This window comes from Nostoc sp. FACHB-133 (genome assembly GCF_014698055.1).
Lineage (GTDB): Bacteria > Cyanobacteriota > Cyanobacteriia > Cyanobacteriales > Nostocaceae > Nostoc.
Genome location: NZ_JACJSH010000011.1, coordinates 100,691 through 119,166 on the forward strand (window position 1 = coordinate 100,691; position 18,476 = coordinate 119,166).

The window sequence follows — 18,476 nt, forward strand, 5'->3', positions numbered from 1 at the left end:
AGGACAAATGACAAAGAACAAAGAACAAATGACTAAAAACTGTTACAGTCTATAACGCGATCGCAATATGATCCTTGTTGCGGTGTTAGGATTCCCTAAAAACGTTGAGAGAATCATCTTTATGGCAGAAACACTCTCTGGACAAACCCCGCTATTTGCTGGCAGCACTGGTGGCTTGCTAAAGAAAGCAGAAGTTGAAGAAAAGTACGCTATCACTTGGACTAGCCCGAAGGAGCAAGTATTTGAACTGCCTACAGGTGGTGCTGCTACTATGCGGAAAGGCGAAAACCTGCTGTACATAGCTCGGAAAGAATATGGCATCGCTTTGGGCGGTCAGCAACTTCGTAAACTCAAAATCACAGACTACAAAGTTTACCGGATTTTACCCAACGGAGAAACTACTTTACTGCACCCAGCTGATGGTGTCTTCCCCGAAAAAGTGAATGAAGGTCGTGAAAAAGTGCGTTATGTCCCACGCAGCATTGGGCAAAACCCCAATCCATCACAACTCAAATTCAGTGGTAAAGCTACCCACGACGCATAGGAACTAGGGACTGGGGAAGAAGCAACGGAGCAGGGAGCAGGGAGCAAGGGAGAAGAGTTTTTTCCTTTACCCCCTGCTCCCTGCCCCCTGCCTCTTTTCCATGCCTCATGCCCCATGCCCAATGATGCCACTTGCTACAACGCGGGGAACCCGCGCAACGCAGTGGCTCCCCCATGCCCAACCTCTTAGCTCTTTATGGTATTCCCCGATTTCTCTGAATTTTCTCAGCTAGCTTTACAAGGCAACTTTGTTCCGGTATATCAAGAATGGGTAGCGGACTTAGATACGCCCGTATCTGCTTGGTATAAAGTCTGTGCAGGTCAGCCCTATAGCTTTTTGTTGGAATCGATAGAAGGTGGGGAAAAACTAGGACGCTATAGTTTAGTGGGCTGCGATCCGCTTTGGGTTTTGGAAGCAAGGGGCGATCGCACCACCCAGTTAAACCGCGATGGTTCGCAGGTCGTTTTTGCAGGCGATCCTTTTGCAACTTTAGCCGAATGTTTAGCGCCTTATCACCCAGTCAAGTTACCACAGCTACCGCCAGGGATTGGCGGTTTGTTTGGGTTTTGGGGGTATGAATTGATTAACTGGATTGAGCCGCGCGTGCCAATCTATCCACCAGATGAGCGAAATATCCCTGATGGCTTGTGGATGCAGGTAGACCACCTGTTGATTTTTGACCAGGTGAAGCGAAAAATTTGGGCGATCGCTTATGCTGATTTACGTGACCCCAATGTAGATTTACACGCAGCCTATCAACAAGCGTGCGATCGCGTCACCCAAATGCTCGAAAAGCTATCTCTTCCCCTATCGCCCGAAAAAACTCGGTTGGAATGGAAACCGCCAGGAAGCAGAGAGGCAGAGGAGCAGGAGAGCAGAGGGGCAGAGGAGTATAAAAGTAATTTTACCCGCCCTGATTTTTGTGCCAGTGTCCAAAAGGCCAAAGAATATATCAAAGCAGGCGATATCTTTCAAGTAGTAATTTCTCAGCGACTATCAACACCATATATAGGCGACCCTTTTGGCCTTTACCGCTCCCTACGTCAGATAAATCCTTCGCCTTACATGGCTTACTTTAACTTCCAAGATTGGCAAATCATTGGTTCCAGCCCTGAAGTGATGGTGAAAGCCGAAACTGATCCAGATGGTGGGGTTATAGCAACAGTACGCCCCATTGCTGGGACACGTCCACGCGGTAAAACTTCCCAGGAAGATGCAGCATTCGCTCAAGATTTACTCGAAGATCCCAAGGAAGTTGCCGAACACGTGATGCTTGTAGATTTAGGGCGGAATGATTTGGGGCGTGTTTGTCAAAATGGTAGCGTCAAAGTTGATGAATTAATGGTAGTTGAGCGCTACTCCCATGTAATGCACATTGTCAGCAATGTTGTGGGTAAATTAGCACTTGATAAAACAGCATGGGATTTATTGAAAGCTTGCTTCCCAGCAGGTACGGTAAGTGGCGCACCCAAGATTCGGGCGATGGAAATTATCCACGAGTTAGAGTCTAGTCGGCGCGGTGTTTATTCTGGTGTGTATGGATATTACGATTTTGAAGGACAATTAAATACTGCGATCGCAATTCGCACAATGGTAGTACATGACAAGACGGTTAGCGTACAAGCCGGTGCAGGTTTAGTGGCTGATTCTGAGCCAGAAAAAGAATACGAAGAGACGTTGAATAAAGCTAGAGGTTTATTAGAAGCAATTCGTTGTTTGCGTTGAACTGGGGGCTAGTAGTAACGGAACTTTGCCTAGCTTTAACAGGTAATTGAAGTTCTGCGGCTCATAATTAAAGTCCGCTCAAGTGTTCAAGATACAGCAGATTGCAACTTGGTGAGGTACCAATACGGTTCGGTTAAAGGGTAAAGGGGAAAGGGAAAAGGTTTTGAATACATCCTTTCCCCTTTACCCCTTACCCTTTACCCAGACCACAAGGAAAGTGAAAAATGCTTATCCGAACCGTATTGGGTGAGGTACAGACAATCGTAGGGGCAATTGATGAATTACCCCTACCTGTGTACTTCATTTACCTGAAATACGCTGTAACTAAAATTCTTATTTAGTCATCTGAAAGAAATGCAATAGAATTCTTAGTGTAACACAAACATGCTACACTACAAATTCAAATAAATAAAAATTATATCGTTATGTAATGGCTTTATAGTTACTATCGCTTGCAATTAATGGCCAACTGGTTTTTATTGGTTAGTTGTAAAACCGGACTTGATACAAGTACAGTAACAGTTCGATTTGCTGTATGAGAATCTAGACCAGACTTTAACAGTTGATTGATCAATATTCTTCTATTTTGAATTACATAGGTTTTACTTTGAACAGCAAGATGTTTGGAAACAATTTCTGCTACTTCTAAGCCCATATATCCACAATACCGTGACAAATTAGGAAGCTTTATAAATCCAATCAACATCGAAATTTTCCCAAAGCTAAAGAGACTTTTTTAGACTTATTGAAAAGCAAAAATAAGTCTTGGTATCCAAATCCAAGACCTCCATTGAAGTTACTAAAAAAAATGAACAAACTTGTTCATCCTAATTTAGTGAAATAAATCGCCCAAAGCATTCCAGTTACTCCAATAGCGATTAAGAGATTAGTGAAAAATCTGCCGAATTCAATTTCTTGTCCCAGTCCCTTGTCATCTTGACCGCCACTAAAAAACAATGACCACGCTTGATTTGCATTGATGGTCTCAAAATTGTTGAAATCAGGTCTAAAAACGACTGTTCCAATCAAGTCTTTTCTGGGGTAATCAAAATCAGTTTTCATAAGTTTGCCTCGAAATTGTTTTATTTGTCAACTGGAGAAAATTCGTAAATCTGAAGTGTCTTTTCTAAAAACTAGTTAGCCATCCAATCAAACCGTGTCCGGTGAAAACTTCCAACGCGATGAGTGAGATAAAACCAATCATTGCCAAACGACCATTGAGTTTTTCGGCATATTCGGTGAAGCCTGTCCGTGGGGTTTCATCAATATAAATTTTGGGTTCAATCGCAAATCTGTTGAGTTGACCGCGTTCGTTAATAGTAAAGCCTTTATTTGTCATCTTTTACTTTTTATTGTTGTGTTGTGTAAATGAATGTAACTTGTTGTAAATATTTTTTGCAAGTACTTGACACTATAAAAAAGGTAGTAAGAACCGTACTAACCAGATAGGGTATTTTGGCTTCATGCGAGAAGTAAGCGATGTGTAGACACAATAGTTGAGCGAAGAATTGGTTGTAAAATTTGATACAAAAGAGATGCCAATACAACCAAAACACTTTTAGAGACGGCGATTTATCGCGTCTTAAAACCCACGATTTTGTACAAGTAGCCCTTTGAACTGTATTGAGAGATATGCGATCTCTATGATGCGCTACGCCTACGCTCTTAAAAGTGAATACACACAAAGGCATTAATTACCTTTAGCCTGACTTCAGTAAAACTTATCATTTACATAAAGAGAAATTATCAAAGTATAGCTGAGGAAGTATTGCTTATTTGTAACGAACTTGTTATGTTTCTTTACATATAGAAATATAAACAACATAAATGCGTTAAAGCACTGTTGGTCAAGGTTTTCTAAATAACTATGCAGTTAAGCCTACGATGTGCTTTGCCGAGTATCGAAACTCAACGGCAACACTATCATTATGCCTTTGATAGAGTGATGTCTAAGGCGGCCTATGGTCAGACTGCTTAGTTCCTTTAGTAACACCTAAACGCATTTACCCTCCGTTTTTTCACATTTGATAGAACTGTAATTTTTTTTGGGAACATCAGCTATGTCTTTTACCATCAAGTCGGCTCAAAGTATTTTTCCCGGCACGCTAGTTGCTGACGTTGTTCCAACTGTTGTCGAATCATTCTCTCAACTCAATGCTGAAGATCAGCTAGCATTACTCTGGTTTGCTTATACCGAGATGGGTAGAAGTATTACGGTTGCCGCTCCCGGAGCAGCTAACATGGTACTCGCACAAGGCTTACTTGAACAAATTAAGCAGATGCCTTTCGAGGCTCAAACACGAGTCATGTATGATTTAGCTAATCGTGCTGACACTCCCCTCTGCCGTTCTTATGCATCCTTCACTGTAAACATCAAGTTGGGCTTTTGGTATCAGTTAGGAGAATGGATGGCTCAGGGAATCGTTGCTCCTATTCCAGAAGGCTACAAGCTTTCTCCCAAGGCTGCTGAGGTGTTAGAAGCAATCAGAAATGCTGATTCAGGTCAACAAATCACAATTCTCCGCAATACCGTAGTGAGCATGGGATTTGACCCGAACGCTCCCGGTAGTTACAAAAAAGTCACAGAACCTGTGGCTCCACCCACAGCACCAGCATTTCGGACTAAAGTCACCATTGAAGGTATCAACAACCCTACAGTGCTTGGCTATATCAACAACATGAATGCTAATGACTTTGATGCTGCTGTTGCTCTGTTTACCTCTGAAGGTGGTTTGCAACCTCCCTTTGAAAGACCGATTATTGGTCAAGATGCAATCCGCGCTTATATGCGTGAAGAATGCCAGGGATTAAAAATGATACCAGAGCGTGGTATATCCGAGCCAGTAGAAGATGGCTATACCCAAGTTAAAGTCACCGGCAAAGTCCAAACCCCTTGGTTCGGTGCAAGTGTGGGTATGAATATTGCATGGCGATTTTTGCTCGATCCCCAAGGCAAAATTTTCTTCGTAGCGATTGACTTGCTTGCTTCTCCTAAAGAACTGCTGAACCTAGTACGTAAGTAAAAGCTAGATTAGTCACTGCTTAAGCGTGGATGAGTGAAAGAGCAAGCCACCTCACCACGCTTAAGTAAAAGAAACTTATCAGGATAACGGCTTCCTCTAATACTTTTTGAAAGCAAACAGTCTCATCGGCAATATTGTAAAAGATTGTTAAATAATTTTAATCTTGGTGCGAAGTTTTAAAAGTCTTTTAATAAGAAGAATTTTCAGAAATTATTGATTAGATACTGTAATTTTCAGGTGAAAAATGGAAATGTGGAAGGCAGGCTGTATGGATGCTAATGAACTTCTCAACCGCTATTGTGCAGGAGAGAGAAATTTCACTCAAGTAAGCCTGCACTTAGTTAACCTCAGCGAGGTGTGTTTAGCTGGAATCAACTTGAATCGATCTAACTTAGCTAACGCGACTTTATCACAGACCAACCTGCGCGGAGCAAACTTAATTGAAGCAAATTTGACTGCGGCGATCTTATGGAGAACCGATCTAAGTGGCTCAAATCTGATATTAGCAAACCTCAAGGCTGCTAATCTGATTCGGGCAACTCTTAGGAAGGTGAACTTGCATAAGGCTTCCCTGATGAAAGCAGACCTGCGTTTAGCAGACTTACATGATGCTGACCTCAGTAGTGCAAACTTAGCTGGAGCAGACTTGCGCTATGCTAACCTCAGTGGTGTAAACTTGGCTGGAGCAAATCTCAGTGGTGCAAATCTGACTGGCACAAAGTTGAGCAACACAGACCTGAGTCATGCCAGTCTCACCAAAGCTATTTTATGTAAAACGGATTTAATTGACATTGATTTCACCGAAGTAGACCTGACTGGGGTCAATCTGCACCACTGCTTATTTAACGGAGTCACGCTACCTGAACGAAGCTTAATTGAAGCGGGTTGAGTGTTGCTGTGGTCTAATTAAAAATTTAAAATTTTGATCTTGCGAAAACCTCTGTTTTTGTCTAATTTTGTCCTAAAAGAGTAATTATTGCTGAATTTATGGGAACAATACAACTGTCGTCCCAGGAAAAATTCATTAGTAATGACAACCCCTGCAACAGAACGAGCATTGCTAGAAAGTTTGATTGTTGAGAATGAAGACTTAGAAAAGCTGGAATCAAAACTCGCTCAGTTTAATATTTTTGAAGCGATTGGTGTAGTACGTCAAGAATTACGTCATTCAAATTTTTTAGCATTTCTGTTAAATCCATCTGAAAACCATAGGCTTGATGATATTTTCCTCAAGCGATTTCTTAAACGAGTGCTGTTAGAAGAGTACGAGCCTACAGACGAAAAATATACAAAAGTTAGTCCAGTTGATATAGATATAGCTGATTTTACAGATACTGATGTTAGACGTGAGTGGCAAAATATTGATATCCTCATACACTCTCCGCGCAATAAACTAGTATGTGCGATAGAAAATAAAATTGACGCTGGAGAAGGTATAGATCAATTAATAAAATATCAAAGGACTGTTAAGGAAGAATTTAAAGATTGTCAAGCAATTTTAATTTATTTAACACCAATAGGTGATCCACCTTCTCAAAAAAGTTGGAGAATATATAACTACTCTAAAATAGCTGAGATAATCGATAGCATTTGTATAAGTCATAAATCTACACTTGGTACAGATATTTACACATTAATGACTCATTATTCTATATTAATCAGGAGACATATTGTGAGTGATTCAGAAGTAGCCAAACTCTGCCGAAAAATATACACTAAGCATCAACAAGCTCTGGATTTAATTTTTGAGCATCGTCCAGACTTACAATCAGAAATTGCTACAAAAATTCACGAATTACTAATTCGAGAGACTGACTCTAAAGAAATATCTATATATTTTTGGAGTAAGGGATACATAGGCATCATCCCTAAAAGATGGGAAGACAATAAATTAAATCTGCATTTGCAATTTGAAAATTCTCCTCAAGAGTTAATAATAAGAATGCTAATTTGCCCTAATGAGGATAAATCCATACGCGAAAAAATATATAAAATATCCCAAAAAAATATACCTCTTTTTAAGAAGAAACCTTTAACAGCACAATGGACAACTATTTATACAAAACCTATTCTTAAGCCTAAAGATTATGAAGATGCTGATCTTGAGGAATTAATGAATAAAGTAGAGGAATTTTGGCGGCACTTTATTAAAAATGACTTTGTAATTATCGAGAATATAATTAATACAAATATAGATGAGATAATCTGTAAAGATATCTCCGTTCATCCTGAATCCTGAAGATAAAGTTTAGCGATCGCTCCTGAATAGCCTAAATTAGTAAAAATTTATACTAGCAATTTTGCATATATACTAAGCCGACTTATGTTGATGCGATCGCACCCCACACAACACTAAACTAGAAAGTAAGATGCTCAGGATAGCTTATGAATGCTGTTACAACCACTTTACCTTCTACACTCAAGTTGAAAATCGACTTAACTGACGATCAATTTTTCGAGATGTGTCAGAAAAACCGCGATTATCAATTTGAGCGTATAGCATCAGGGGAATTATTAATTATGCCACCTACAGGTAGTGATACTGGCAGACGTAACGTTAAACTTACAACCCAACTAGATATTTGGAACTCTGAGAGTAATTTAGGCGAAGTTTTTGACTCCTCAACTGGCTTCACTCTACCCAATGGTGCAGAACGTTCTCCCGATGCTTCTTGGGTAAAAATTGAGCGGTGGAATGCTTTAACCCCAGAACAACAAGAAAAATTTGCCCCAATTTGTCCTGATTTTGTAGTAGAGTTGCGTTTTCATACTGATTTGTTGAAAGACTTACAGGAGAAAATGCAAGAATATATAGAAAATGGCGCTCAATTAGGCTGGTTAATTGACCGGAAAAACAAGCAAGTAGAAATTTATCGTCCAGGTAAAGATGTAGAGATATTAGACAATCCTGCTAGTTTATCAGGAGAAAATATTCTACCCGGATTTGTGTTGAATTTACAGCAAATTATGTAGCTTTATCGATTAGGATAAACATAACGCATTTCAAAGCGACTTTGTTCCCAAAGTGGTAGCAAAGCCTGTTTAGCAGCATTTAATTGAGCTTGCGAAAAAGATATTTTCCCATTTTCTATAATCCAAATAAATATCCGAGTTATTAAATCTGCCTTTAAACTATTCTCGTATTCACAATTATTTATTCTTGCTACTTGCTTATCTAAGCAATCAATAGCATATTTAAAAGTCAAGTTTTTCCAGTCTGTGCGATTGTTATAAATTTCTTCTTGCGTATTTTTCCACTCGATCCTACGCAAATTTCCTATAATATAGTCTATGCCTGTTATAGAAGAGTCAGTGTTACGTACCAAATTTGTATAGGCTTGGTAATATGATTTCAACAGAGAGGCAGCAACATTTTCTACATATATATTTAGCCAAGATTGAATGTCGTGAAGATAAGGTGCTAAATCTCTGATATTATCAATTTCTTGAATCAGCATACGACCATTTGTATAATTTGTAATTTTTGCTAGAAATTCAGCTTCAGATATTTGAGACTTTTGTGAGTAATAGTTAATAACTTTTGGAATATATTTCTCTAACAACCACTGTTTAGTATATTTAGCCGTCCAGGTTCCCCAAGAACCAATATCTTGCTGCCATAAGGTAAATTCATCTGTATCAATATATTGTAAGTTAACATCATTTAGTTCATAAATTACGTTAACTTGATGATTGTTAGGTAATGAAGATAAATTTATATCAGTTTGGTGGGAAATAAATGTATGATCGTGAATTCCTCTACTCACTCGAATTGATATAGCTTTTGTATGAAACAAATGCCATTCTGACTTACCTTTAATATAATCAAATTCATTAGCAAATTGCTGCATTAGATTCCATAATTCTTGTCTTACAGAAAATAGGATAAACCCTCTACGTCCTGAAAAGGTTACAAATTTAAAATTCCATGTTTCTAAAATATTTTCAAATTTAAGTAGTAAGTTTTTATATTCTTGGCAAACTCCATCAATACATAAACATAAGTCTGCTGCTTCTATATCTGATAAAATTAGAGTTGTTTGACCTAAATAAACCTCAAAAGTATTTTTATCTAACTGTTTAAAAAACCGACGACATCCCCAATCTGGCTGGGTGTGTAATCCAGTCATTAATTGACTTAAAATATCTTGATGATTTAAGTAAATTTTTAGACCTCTTAAAATGATGCTGCTGAACTCTATTTCACAATTACCCTCTCCAAAAGCTTTAGGTAAATTACATGTGATCGCTACTTTCTTTTTCACAACAACTAAGCGATAGCCTTGCCTTGTAGTAGAATGCTCAAAATCACATTTTTCTAAAATATCCTGTAAATCTGGATGTTGTCTTAAAAATCTCTCTATTAATTCATATTTAGTATTTAATAAACTGCTTGTTTTTTTATCGATATTTTTAACTAATTCAAAGTTTAGCTTATTATAAAAGTCTGAGGCAATATAATTATCTTTTAGTATATCTATATTTAGATCAAAACTAGACTCTTCTTTATAGTAATGAACCCGTTTAAAAACCTTTATTTGATATCCGTTAGTGATTATAAAAAACAGCGATTTAAAAAGATTACTATAAATTTTAGTTTGTTGAAGAAAGTCATTTAATTTAGTTTCATCTGGTGCTATTGCTTTAATAGCAATAAGTGAGTTATTTATATTTTGCTGATTAATATCATCTGTTGAATAATAAACCTGAATAACTCCGGTATTTCTGTGAGATTTTCCTGATTTAGATGTTGTTAAAGGGTATTCACGACGACATCTCTCTGGATAACAGAGATAGTGAAGCATTGGTAAAATAAACTTTTCTTTGACATCATCTTCATTTTGTAAAATCCGATGGTCAAAACCTTGTATCCATGTAATAAATTTTTTAATTGACTCTGGAATAGTCATCAGATAATCTACCTGCTAGTATAAATTTGCTATGCCTTATTTTGTTGATATAATTAGCAATTTATCAATTCAGGTGGAATAGTATCGTGATTTTGAATACTATAATGAACCCTTCATCTTGATGTAAAGGATTGAGCAAATAGAATAAGACTGTTGGCGAATTAATTTATTTAATTTCAGTGCGCTTTAACACACTTTAGCTATTAGCCCGCAATGTATTGCAAACTGGGAAAGCAACACTCTCACCAAGGTTTTAGGGCTGGTGATTTTAACCCATCGTGAATTGTGACCAACAGCCTTATAGAGTAGAGCCTCCGGCACGCTGACGCATAGCTTGCTTCTCCGCAGGAGTACGCTAGTACACAAAGGAAATCCGCATACGACAGGGCTAGGACTAATGAAAAACCACTAATTAAGCAAAGGCAAAAATTGGCGAATTAACCCAATTGTGACTGCCGGCAATTCCAATTGTGGTGTTAACCCCACATCTTCCAACTCTTGAAAAAATCGGATTGCTTGGGGATTAATTTCGGCAAGGCGGCGACCAATTGAAGGCCCTGTAAATTGTGACTTTTGTCCCCAAATAATGGCAGTGGGAGTTGTTAATTCTTGAATGAAAAGGGATAAATCAAAGCATAAATCGCCACGGACAAAGGACAGTGCTGCATATTCAGCATTAGGCTGCTGGGCGGATTGCAAATAAGCATCTACAATTTCTTGGTACACTCGATTAGACTTAGCAAATTGCCGTTGCTCTAAGAAACTGCGAATACCCCCACTGGTGGCTACCCCTGTACTGTAAATTAAACGGTCAACAACAGGAACACTGATTAACTGGGCAAAAAAACTACGTGAGTAGTCTTCGCCAAAGTCGGAAAGTCCGGCGGGGGTGGTGAGAATTAAAGCCTTGAATAAATCAGGATGAGCTGCTGCTACTCGGATTGTAAATGCTGCGGTCAAAGAAGAAGCGATCGCAGTTACAGGGCCAGTACAAGTCTGCTGTAAAAACTCCCGAATCGTGGTCAAATAATCCTCAATATTATAATTCCGTGCCGGATGCTCAGACCGACCCCAACCGATCAAATCGGGTGCAATGACCCGATATTCGGCGGCAAAAGCCGGATAAACCTTCGACCACTCATAAGCAGAAGATCCACCACCAAAGCCATGCAAGAACACCAAAGTTTCCCGATCATCTCTAGCAGTTACATTATTCTGCCAAGGCGCTCCATCAGCAGAATAATACACCATTCTACCTAGTGAGGTATTTATGGAGCGTTGGTCAAATCCTTGTGGTTGAAACATAAGTATTTTTTGTTGACTGTAGTCATTTGTTGGCATAAGTGAAAGTAGTGATGCGGTTACACGCAGAGAGAATTTTGCTCCTGTCTTTGCGTCCCCAAGTCTTTTTTCGTTACACTGGATGCTTAGATGTTTAGTTCAAACTTCCACTCATTGTTATTATCAGCGAATCAATTGCTCTAAGACTTCTCACCACCGTCAGATTAAGCAGATGTAAAATTACTGGATTAGTTATAAAGATTTGGTGATTTTTTTTCCAATAAAAAGGAAATTAACCTTGAAATTACTGTATTACAAGGTTTTTTATGGTAGCGAGTATCACTAAAGCTTGAATCCAGCATAAGTTTTTATGGTAATCTATCAAAAAACTCATAAATAATTTTGAGCGTTAAAAACAGTTGAAACGCTCATTTTAATAGGCTATTTATTCTACTTCTATATGTAAGATAAATTGCTTTTGATGTATAACCAATCTAATTATTATCTAAGTAATGGTAAGGCGGGATGTCATGGTAAAGCAGGCTACTCTTCAATCAAATAAACTACCAACGATTGAAGACGCTGAATTTGCGCTTGACAAGTTTAATATACAAAATGAGATTAAAGCTTCAGCTTGCAGGGATCAGGCCGAGTCAGTCATTGATGCTGCCAGAATTACTGTACCTACTTGTATCTTTTTAGACTTAGAAGACTTGAAGTGTTTTGAAACAGTAGAGCGCCAGTATGAACGTTGGGGAGTAATTTTTCACAATTCTCTAGCAATACAACCATCAAATCCAGCATTTCCGGCTTCTTCAGGGCTAACAGTTTTAATGGGAGCGCCCAAAAGCGGATTTTTAGAAGCTACTTTCTTGCGTCCGGTTAACTCGGTTAGTGCCTTTGTCACAAGTTCTCAACGGCTAGTACTTTCTGCTTACGATCGCGATCGCCAACTGCTCGGTCAAACTGCACTCCCAGGGTCTAATCTTGCCAATTCAGACTCAGCAATTTCCCCCAATACCTTATTATTTATAAATGTGAATAACATCCATAGCGTTACCTTCTGTGCTTTTGATGGTCAATTCACTATTGATAACTTTCGTTTTTGCCTTTAAAAAGCCTTTATGCCCTTGCTCTAAGCCATCTAAAATGGTATCTTTATTTCCGCCGTGCTGTACTAGTCTACTATCCGTCGATGCAAAGCAGGCATCTTGTGGTTTGGGTCTTCACCTTTTCTTCATTCCCTAGTAAAACTTATACAATAGGTAATTTCGTAATCAAGTAGGTAAACACTGTGGCACAGGCTTCGTCTTCTTGGCAGCAATTGATCAACCAGATCCACAACTGGAACTGGTCGCATCCATTGTTCAAGACAAAAGGAGCTACAAAGCAGCAAACATTTCAGCGTTTCTCTGGGCCTGGAGGCTTTCTTGGGTTCCTGACAATTGTCGTTGCTATGTTGTTGTGGAACTGGATGCTGCTATTGGCTCTCTTAATGGGCATTGGGGTAATGGTATTGGTTTACTCAATGCAGAAGTGGGACTGGCAATTGCACTGGTCTAAGATACATAAATTCTTAAACAGTTCAAATCGCCGATTAGTCTTAGCAGTCATTAGTGGCGGTCTTGCTACTGTCAGCACTTATATGGCCGCTGCAATTTGGGTTGACTCTCACAGTTCCTGGATTGCAGCTGGTGCTATTATCCAAGGCGTGGGAACCCTGTCAACTTTGATTTTATTAGTCTGGCAAATTGTCAACTTCTATGAAAATCGAGAAGAAGACTACCTCGATCGATTGTTGGTCAATTTAACAGACAAAGATCCATTGAAACGGTTGATTGCCCTACGTCAACTAACTAAATTCATCAGTCGTCAGCGAGTTGATTCTTCAGTACAGCAAGAAATTGCTGAATGCTTGCAACTCTTACTCAGTCGAGAGGAAGAAGTTGCAATCCGAGAGGCAGCTTTTAAGAGTTTACAAGCTTGCGATGGTCTCCGGTCGGTCGGAGGCGATCGCCTACAAGTGCTACCCCCGAAAACAGCAGCACCTTTTGTACCCGTATCAGCAAAAGTCAAGCATCACGTTTATTAGTTATTTGTCATTTGTCCTTTGTCCTTTGCAAATGACTAATGACAAATAACTATTTTCGAGACAACTGTCCATTAGTAACTTGCACTACTGGATGATTGCACCGCCGTACCAATTGTTCATCATGGGTGGTAACAATTACCGTAGCTCCAAAGGAATTTAACTTCTGAAGAATCTGGATTACTTGCCAGGAATTATCAGGATCGAGATTTCCAGTAGGCTCGTCTGCTAACAGTAGTGGTGGTGTACCAACGATCGCACGGGCAATACTCACCCGTTGCTGCTCTCCTCCAGATAGTTGATCTGGGAAGCAATCAGCTTTACTCAGCAAACCCACCAGCTTTAAAGTTGGTTCTAAACGTCGTTGAATTTCTTTACGGGTATACCCTTGAGCTTGCAGCACAAAAGTTACATTTTCTGCTACTGTTCGTTGGCTAATCAGTTTGTAGTCTTGAAACACAATGCCAATCCGTCGCCGGAATAATGACAAGCGATCGCCCCGTAAACCCGCTATATTACACTCATCAACAATTACTTCTCCCTGTGTAGGCAACTCCTGGCCATACAACAGTTTCAAGAGCGTTGATTTACCAGAACCACTTGGCCCGGTGATAAACAGAAATTCTCCCTTTTTTACCTCAAGGTTCGCATTCAACAAGGCGTGAGTGCCGTTAGCATAAGTCTTGCTTACAGATTGCAATGTCACCTTTGCAGTAGTATTACTACCATGCTGTTGAGTTGCAGAGTCCTCTCTCTGAACGGATTTATCTGTTTTAACTTGAGTTGTTAATACTGGCATTGTTAAATTTTCCTCATAACCACAACTAAACAATTTGCCGACTTAGATGTGACATTGCCTATCAAAATAAGGATTCCCAGGTTTTGCCTGGGAATTTAAAATTCAACAAAGAAAATTTAAAATTTTTTGAAGACTTCAGTATTAACTAAGTAATAACACAGAGTGAACGCCCCGCTACTGCTAGCAAAACTCTTAACCAAGTAAGTTTTTAGAAAGAAACAAACTTATGTTACGCAAAGTCCTTACTAATGACCAATACTTCTCTGCGAGACGCTACGCGTAGCTTGCTTCCACGAAGTGGTACGACTACGCTCAGTACAAGTGACAAAGGACAAATGACAGTCCTTGCAAGTTAGCTTTAATTGCACCAACCTACTTAACTAATTGCATCTTTCGCTGTCAAACGATAAACAAAAGCTTTTACAGCAAAAGCAGGCAAAGCCAACATTCGCCGCCAACGCCAAGGTTCTTGATATAGCCGATACAACCATTCCAAATTATTATTTGCTAACCAGGCGGGAGCGCGAGTTTTAGTTCCCGACCAAATATCAAAACTACCACCAACGCCAATCCAAATTGCTTGAGGACACAAATGGCGGTTTTCGGCAATCCATAACTCTTGACGTGGCACTCCCAAACCGACAAAAATCACTTGTGGCTGCAATTGAGCAAGAGTTTGTTGCAATTGCGCTTCTTCTTCTGGGGAATGGTAGCCTGAGTGAGTACCTACTATATTCAAGTCTGGAATTTGCTGCTGCCAAAAATCTGCCGCAGTTGAGGCCACCCCAGGCGCTGCTCCATAAAAAAACACTTTTGCCCCTGTCTTCTGTTGTCCAAGTTCTTGCAAAAGTTTTTCTGCTAATTCAATTCCCGGAAAACGCTGAACTTTTTGCCATAATAATAACCGTAAATACAGAACAACCCCGGCTCCATCTGGAATAACTAGTTCAGCATTTTTAATTATCTGAGCAAGTAATTCATTCTGCTCTGCCTGCATAGTCATTTCTGCATTGAGCGTTACTACATGAATTCCTCTGCCTTGTTCTAGGCTTTCTAACAACCAGCCTGGATAGTTAGCCATCACATGAACTGGTATTCCCAATACTGAAAATGCTTGATTGCCTTTAGACATAGCCTATTCTTGAGTAACCCTCACGCCAGATTTACTTGAATGTTAAGTTTATCAAATTTTTTTATATTAGAACTTAGGCAGAAAAGATCCCAATACTTTTCGAATAAACCCAACAATCTCTCTTTTGGTCTGGGGAAAGGGTAAGGGGTAAAGGTAAATTTAAACCCTTTCCCTTTCCCCTTTCCCCCTTAACCGAAAAGTATTGAGAGTGGGGATTTCTCAGAGCGCTTGTACTTGGACTGGATCAGTGCAAACTTTATTGTGAAAGTGTAATATTAACCCAGTATAAAAAAGCTCAACTCGCAACTCTGGTTCCGGGAACAGAAGCTCCCACTATACTGCTTACAGTTAGTGTGGGAGTATGTCACGAAACTCGACTTTATGGTTAAGGTAGTGTAACGGGCTGAAGTTGGCTATGAGTAAAATTCGTATTGCTTTAATTGAAGATCATGACCTCACTCGCGTGGGTATTCGGACAGCGCTCATCCAAAAGGATGAGATTGAAGTTGTAGGTGAAGCTGCCAATGCTGCCGAGGGGCTAAAGATGTTAAAAATGGTACAACCTGATATTGCGATCGTAGATATTGGTTTACCAGATAAAGATGGTATTGAACTAACACGGGAGGTAAAATCTACTGCAAATGGGCAGCAGCTAGCCACAAAAGTGTTAATTTTGACGCTGCGGGATAACAAAGAAGCTGTGTTGGCAGCTTTTGCTGCTGGTGCAGATTCTTACTGTATGAAAGATATCAAATTTGATAATTTGCTGGAAGCAGTGAGAGTAACTTACAATGGCAACGCCTGGATCGATCCAGCGATCGCTCGAATTGTATTACAACAAGCACAACAAAATCCTCAAAAGTTGGAATCGGCTTTTGTAGATGCCAAGACTATTGCCTCTAACCCTGATTATGTCGAGAATTTGGAAGGAATTCAACCTTACACCCTGACAGAAAGGGAATTAGAAGTGCTACAGTTGATTGTCGAAGGTTGTAGTAATGCACTAATTGCGGAAAGACTTTACATCACTGTTGGGACTGTTAAAACTCACGTTCGCAATATTTTGAATAAGCTATGTGCCGATGACCGTACCCAAGCAGCAGTCCGCGCCCTGCGTTCTGGTTTAGTTGGGTAAAGGTAATTTTAATGTGGAGCAATTGAGAACGATCAAGGGAAACTCATAACTTTGAGAAAGTGATATTTTCAAAGTGAATGGCTTCTCTGATTTTCTGTGATTTATTATGTGGGATAAACATCACACTATATCGCCATTCAAACATCTCAAAAGTAAAGTCAAATATGGCTGAGACAGGGGTCGAAAAACTTAAGCTCATGGTGGTAGATGATGAGCCAGATAACCTAGATTTACTCTACCGCACTTTTAGACGAGATTTTCAAGTATATAAAGCCAATCATGCCTTTGGCGCTCTGGAAATCTTAGATCAATTTGGCGAAATGGCGGTGATTATTTCTGACCAAAGAATGCCAGAAATGAATGGAACGGAATTTTTTAGTCGGACAGTAGAGCGCTTTCCTGACACGATCCGGATTTTGTTAACTGGTTTTACTGATGTCGAAGATTTAGTAGATGCCATTAACTCTGGTCAGGTATTCAAGTATATTACCAAACCTTGGAATCCAGATAAACTCAGGGCATTAGTTGAGCAAGCGACTGATACATATCGTGTAGTCAAGAAGCGCACCCAAGAGTTGCGTCGGGCCCTACGGCGAGAATCTTTGTTTAATGCCGTAACAACCGCAATTCGGGAGTCTTTAGACTACGATAGTATGCTGCAAAAAATTGTCGCAACCATTGGACAAACATTTGATGCTAGCAGTTGCTTGCTCAGACCAGTAGAGGGCGATCGCCTGATCCAAGATGAGTTTTCATACTACGATCCTAAATCCAATGTATTAGATTGCTTCTTCGATCCCAGTATTTTAATTGAAAAAGTGCTGGAAACTCGTCATTATCAACTTACTCAAGAAATATACGAGGGCAACCCCTGTCACCATTTGGTTGTGCCACTTAGCTACCAGCAGCATTTGTTGGCTGTGCTGGCCCTCCACCAATGGGGACGCGATCGCCCCTGGCAAGACGAAGACATCCAACTAATTGCAGGTGTTGCCGAACAAGCAGCCTTAGCTCTCTCGCAAGCAAAACTTTACCAGCGTCTCCAAGAAAAGCAACAGCAGATTCATAATGAGTTGGAGGTGGCTCGGCAAATTCAATACAACTTACTACGCCAAAGTTTACCTGATATCAAAGGTGTAAAAGTGCAAGCCTGCTGCTACCCGGCGCGGGAAGTAGGAGGCGATTTTTTTGAAGTGTTTGTTCATCCCAAAGGGGACTTGTGGTTAGCAGTAGGTGATGTCTCTGGTAAGGGTGTCCCAGCTGCTTTATTTATGGCTAGTATTATTTCAGTTTTACGCCGGGAATTATCTCAAGAAACACCAGCCGAGCCGAATGTGGTTATGCAAAACCTCAATCATGCTCTGAGTGAAGATTTAATTAGCAACAATTATTTCATTACTCTTGTGTTAGCCTGTTATACCCCTAGTACTAAAGAACTCGTCTACACGAATGCCGGTCATATTTATCCACTGTTATGGTCACGCCAAGACGCTTTAGGCGACAATCCTAATTACCTGAAAGTCCGCAGCGTTCCTTTGGGAATCTTACCCAAGTGGCAGGCACAGTCTGGTCGTTTGGTTCTCGCTACTGGAGACACATTGTTACTCGCTAGTGATGGTATTACAGAAGCAACGATCTCAAATGATTCTGATTTAACAGTAAAAAATGGGTCTAGTGCTGAGGCAGTTAATCGTTCTATGCTGAACCAAGATGGTCTTTGGCAACTGTTACAACAAGAAGAACAACCACTTTCTCTCAACCATTTACTAGCTCGCATCCAGGCAGATAACCACATTCAAGAAGACGATCAAACTATACTTTCACTGGAGATTTTATAA

Annotated in this window: 16 protein-coding genes; 10 read left to right on the forward strand and 6 right to left on the reverse strand. The window is 39.8% G+C overall.

The window, feature by feature from the left end:
• Nucleotides 1–121 precede the first annotated feature (121 nt).
• Both H6G86_RS11760 and trpE read left to right on the forward strand, forming a co-directional pair.
• The gene (locus H6G86_RS11760; protein WP_190934458.1) at nt 122–544 is read left to right on the forward strand and encodes a photosystem I reaction center subunit II PsaD; all 423 of its coding nucleotides are present in this window, start codon (nt 122–124) and stop codon (nt 542–544) included.
• A 195-nt stretch (nt 545–739) separates the two neighbouring features.
• Nucleotides 740–2,269, forward strand: a complete 1,530-nt coding sequence (gene trpE / locus H6G86_RS11765; protein WP_190934459.1) for an anthranilate synthase component I — start codon at nt 740–742, stop codon at nt 2,267–2,269.
• A gap of 822 nt (nt 2,270–3,091) precedes the next feature.
• On the opposite strand, the gene H6G86_RS11770 is transcribed toward trpE, so the two are convergent.
• Entirely contained in the window at nt 3,092–3,331 is a 240-nt protein-coding gene (locus tag H6G86_RS11770; RefSeq protein WP_190934460.1) for a hypothetical protein, read from the reverse strand.
• A gap of 64 nt (nt 3,332–3,395) precedes the next feature.
• On the reverse strand, nt 3,396–3,608 hold the full coding sequence (locus H6G86_RS11775; protein WP_163929691.1) for a CAB/ELIP/HLIP family chlorophyll-binding protein: 213 nt from the start codon (nt 3,606–3,608) through the stop codon (nt 3,396–3,398).
• A 721-nt stretch (nt 3,609–4,329) separates the two neighbouring features.
• On the opposite strand from H6G86_RS11775, the gene H6G86_RS11780 reads away from it, so the two are divergent.
• From H6G86_RS11780 to H6G86_RS11795, 4 genes are all read left to right on the forward strand, one after another.
• Complete coding sequence (locus tag H6G86_RS11780) at nt 4,330–5,292, forward strand: orange carotenoid protein N-terminal domain-containing protein (protein ID WP_190934461.1); 963 nt, start codon at nt 4,330–4,332, stop codon at nt 5,290–5,292.
• Between the two features lie 268 nt (nt 5,293–5,560).
• The gene (locus tag H6G86_RS11785) at nt 5,561–6,181 is read left to right on the forward strand and encodes a pentapeptide repeat-containing protein (RefSeq protein WP_190934539.1); all 621 of its coding nucleotides are present in this window, start codon (nt 5,561–5,563) and stop codon (nt 6,179–6,181) included.
• 141 nt (nt 6,182–6,322) lie between these two features.
• Nucleotides 6,323–7,531 carry a PDDEXK-like family protein gene (locus H6G86_RS11790; protein ID WP_190934462.1) on the forward strand — a complete coding sequence of 403 codons (1,209 nt, stop codon included), beginning with the start codon at nt 6,323–6,325 and terminating at the stop codon, nt 7,529–7,531.
• 146 nt (nt 7,532–7,677) lie between these two features.
• Nucleotides 7,678–8,265, forward strand: coding sequence for a Uma2 family endonuclease (locus H6G86_RS11795; RefSeq protein WP_190934463.1), 588 nt, complete (start codon nt 7,678–7,680; stop codon nt 8,263–8,265).
• A 2-nt stretch (nt 8,266–8,267) separates the two neighbouring features.
• Here the strand turns inward: H6G86_RS11795 and H6G86_RS11800 are convergent, their stop codons facing one another.
• The gene (locus H6G86_RS11800) at nt 8,268–10,202 is read right to left on the reverse strand and encodes a type I restriction enzyme HsdR N-terminal domain-containing protein (RefSeq protein WP_190934464.1); all 1,935 of its coding nucleotides are present in this window, start codon (nt 10,200–10,202) and stop codon (nt 8,268–8,270) included.
• A gap of 408 nt (nt 10,203–10,610) precedes the next feature.
• Nucleotides 10,611–11,507 (reverse strand): alpha/beta fold hydrolase, encoded by an 897-nt coding sequence (locus H6G86_RS11805; RefSeq protein ID WP_190934465.1) that lies wholly within the window; start codon nt 11,505–11,507, stop codon nt 10,611–10,613.
• A 506-nt stretch (nt 11,508–12,013) separates the two neighbouring features.
• On the opposite strand from H6G86_RS11805, the gene H6G86_RS11810 reads away from it, so the two are divergent.
• Nucleotides 12,014–12,598 (forward strand): hypothetical protein, encoded by a 585-nt coding sequence (locus H6G86_RS11810; RefSeq protein ID WP_190934466.1) that lies wholly within the window; start codon nt 12,014–12,016, stop codon nt 12,596–12,598.
• A gap of 179 nt (nt 12,599–12,777) precedes the next feature.
• Nucleotides 12,778–13,575, forward strand: a complete 798-nt coding sequence (locus tag H6G86_RS11815) for an armadillo-type fold-containing protein (RefSeq protein WP_190934467.1) — start codon at nt 12,778–12,780, stop codon at nt 13,573–13,575.
• Between the two features lie 49 nt (nt 13,576–13,624).
• Here H6G86_RS11815 and ftsE read toward each other — a convergent pair whose 3' ends face one another.
• A complete protein-coding gene (gene ftsE / locus H6G86_RS11820) occupies nt 13,625–14,371 on the reverse strand; it encodes a cell division ATP-binding protein FtsE (protein ID WP_163927653.1) in 747 nt (248 codons plus the stop codon).
• Between the two features lie 376 nt (nt 14,372–14,747).
• Nucleotides 14,748–15,503: a WecB/TagA/CpsF family glycosyltransferase gene (locus H6G86_RS11825; protein ID WP_163927654.1), complete on the reverse strand. Its 756-nt coding sequence runs from the start codon at nt 15,501–15,503 to the stop codon at nt 14,748–14,750.
• Between the two features lie 415 nt (nt 15,504–15,918).
• Here H6G86_RS11825 and H6G86_RS11830 point away from each other — a divergent pair, with 415 nt between their 5' ends.
• Nucleotides 15,919–16,638: a response regulator transcription factor gene (locus H6G86_RS11830; RefSeq protein WP_012411421.1), complete on the forward strand. Its 720-nt coding sequence runs from the start codon at nt 15,919–15,921 to the stop codon at nt 16,636–16,638.
• Nucleotides 16,639–16,802: 164 nt separating this feature from the next.
• Nucleotides 16,803–18,476: a SpoIIE family protein phosphatase gene (locus H6G86_RS11835; protein WP_190934468.1), complete on the forward strand. Its 1,674-nt coding sequence runs from the start codon at nt 16,803–16,805 to the stop codon at nt 18,474–18,476.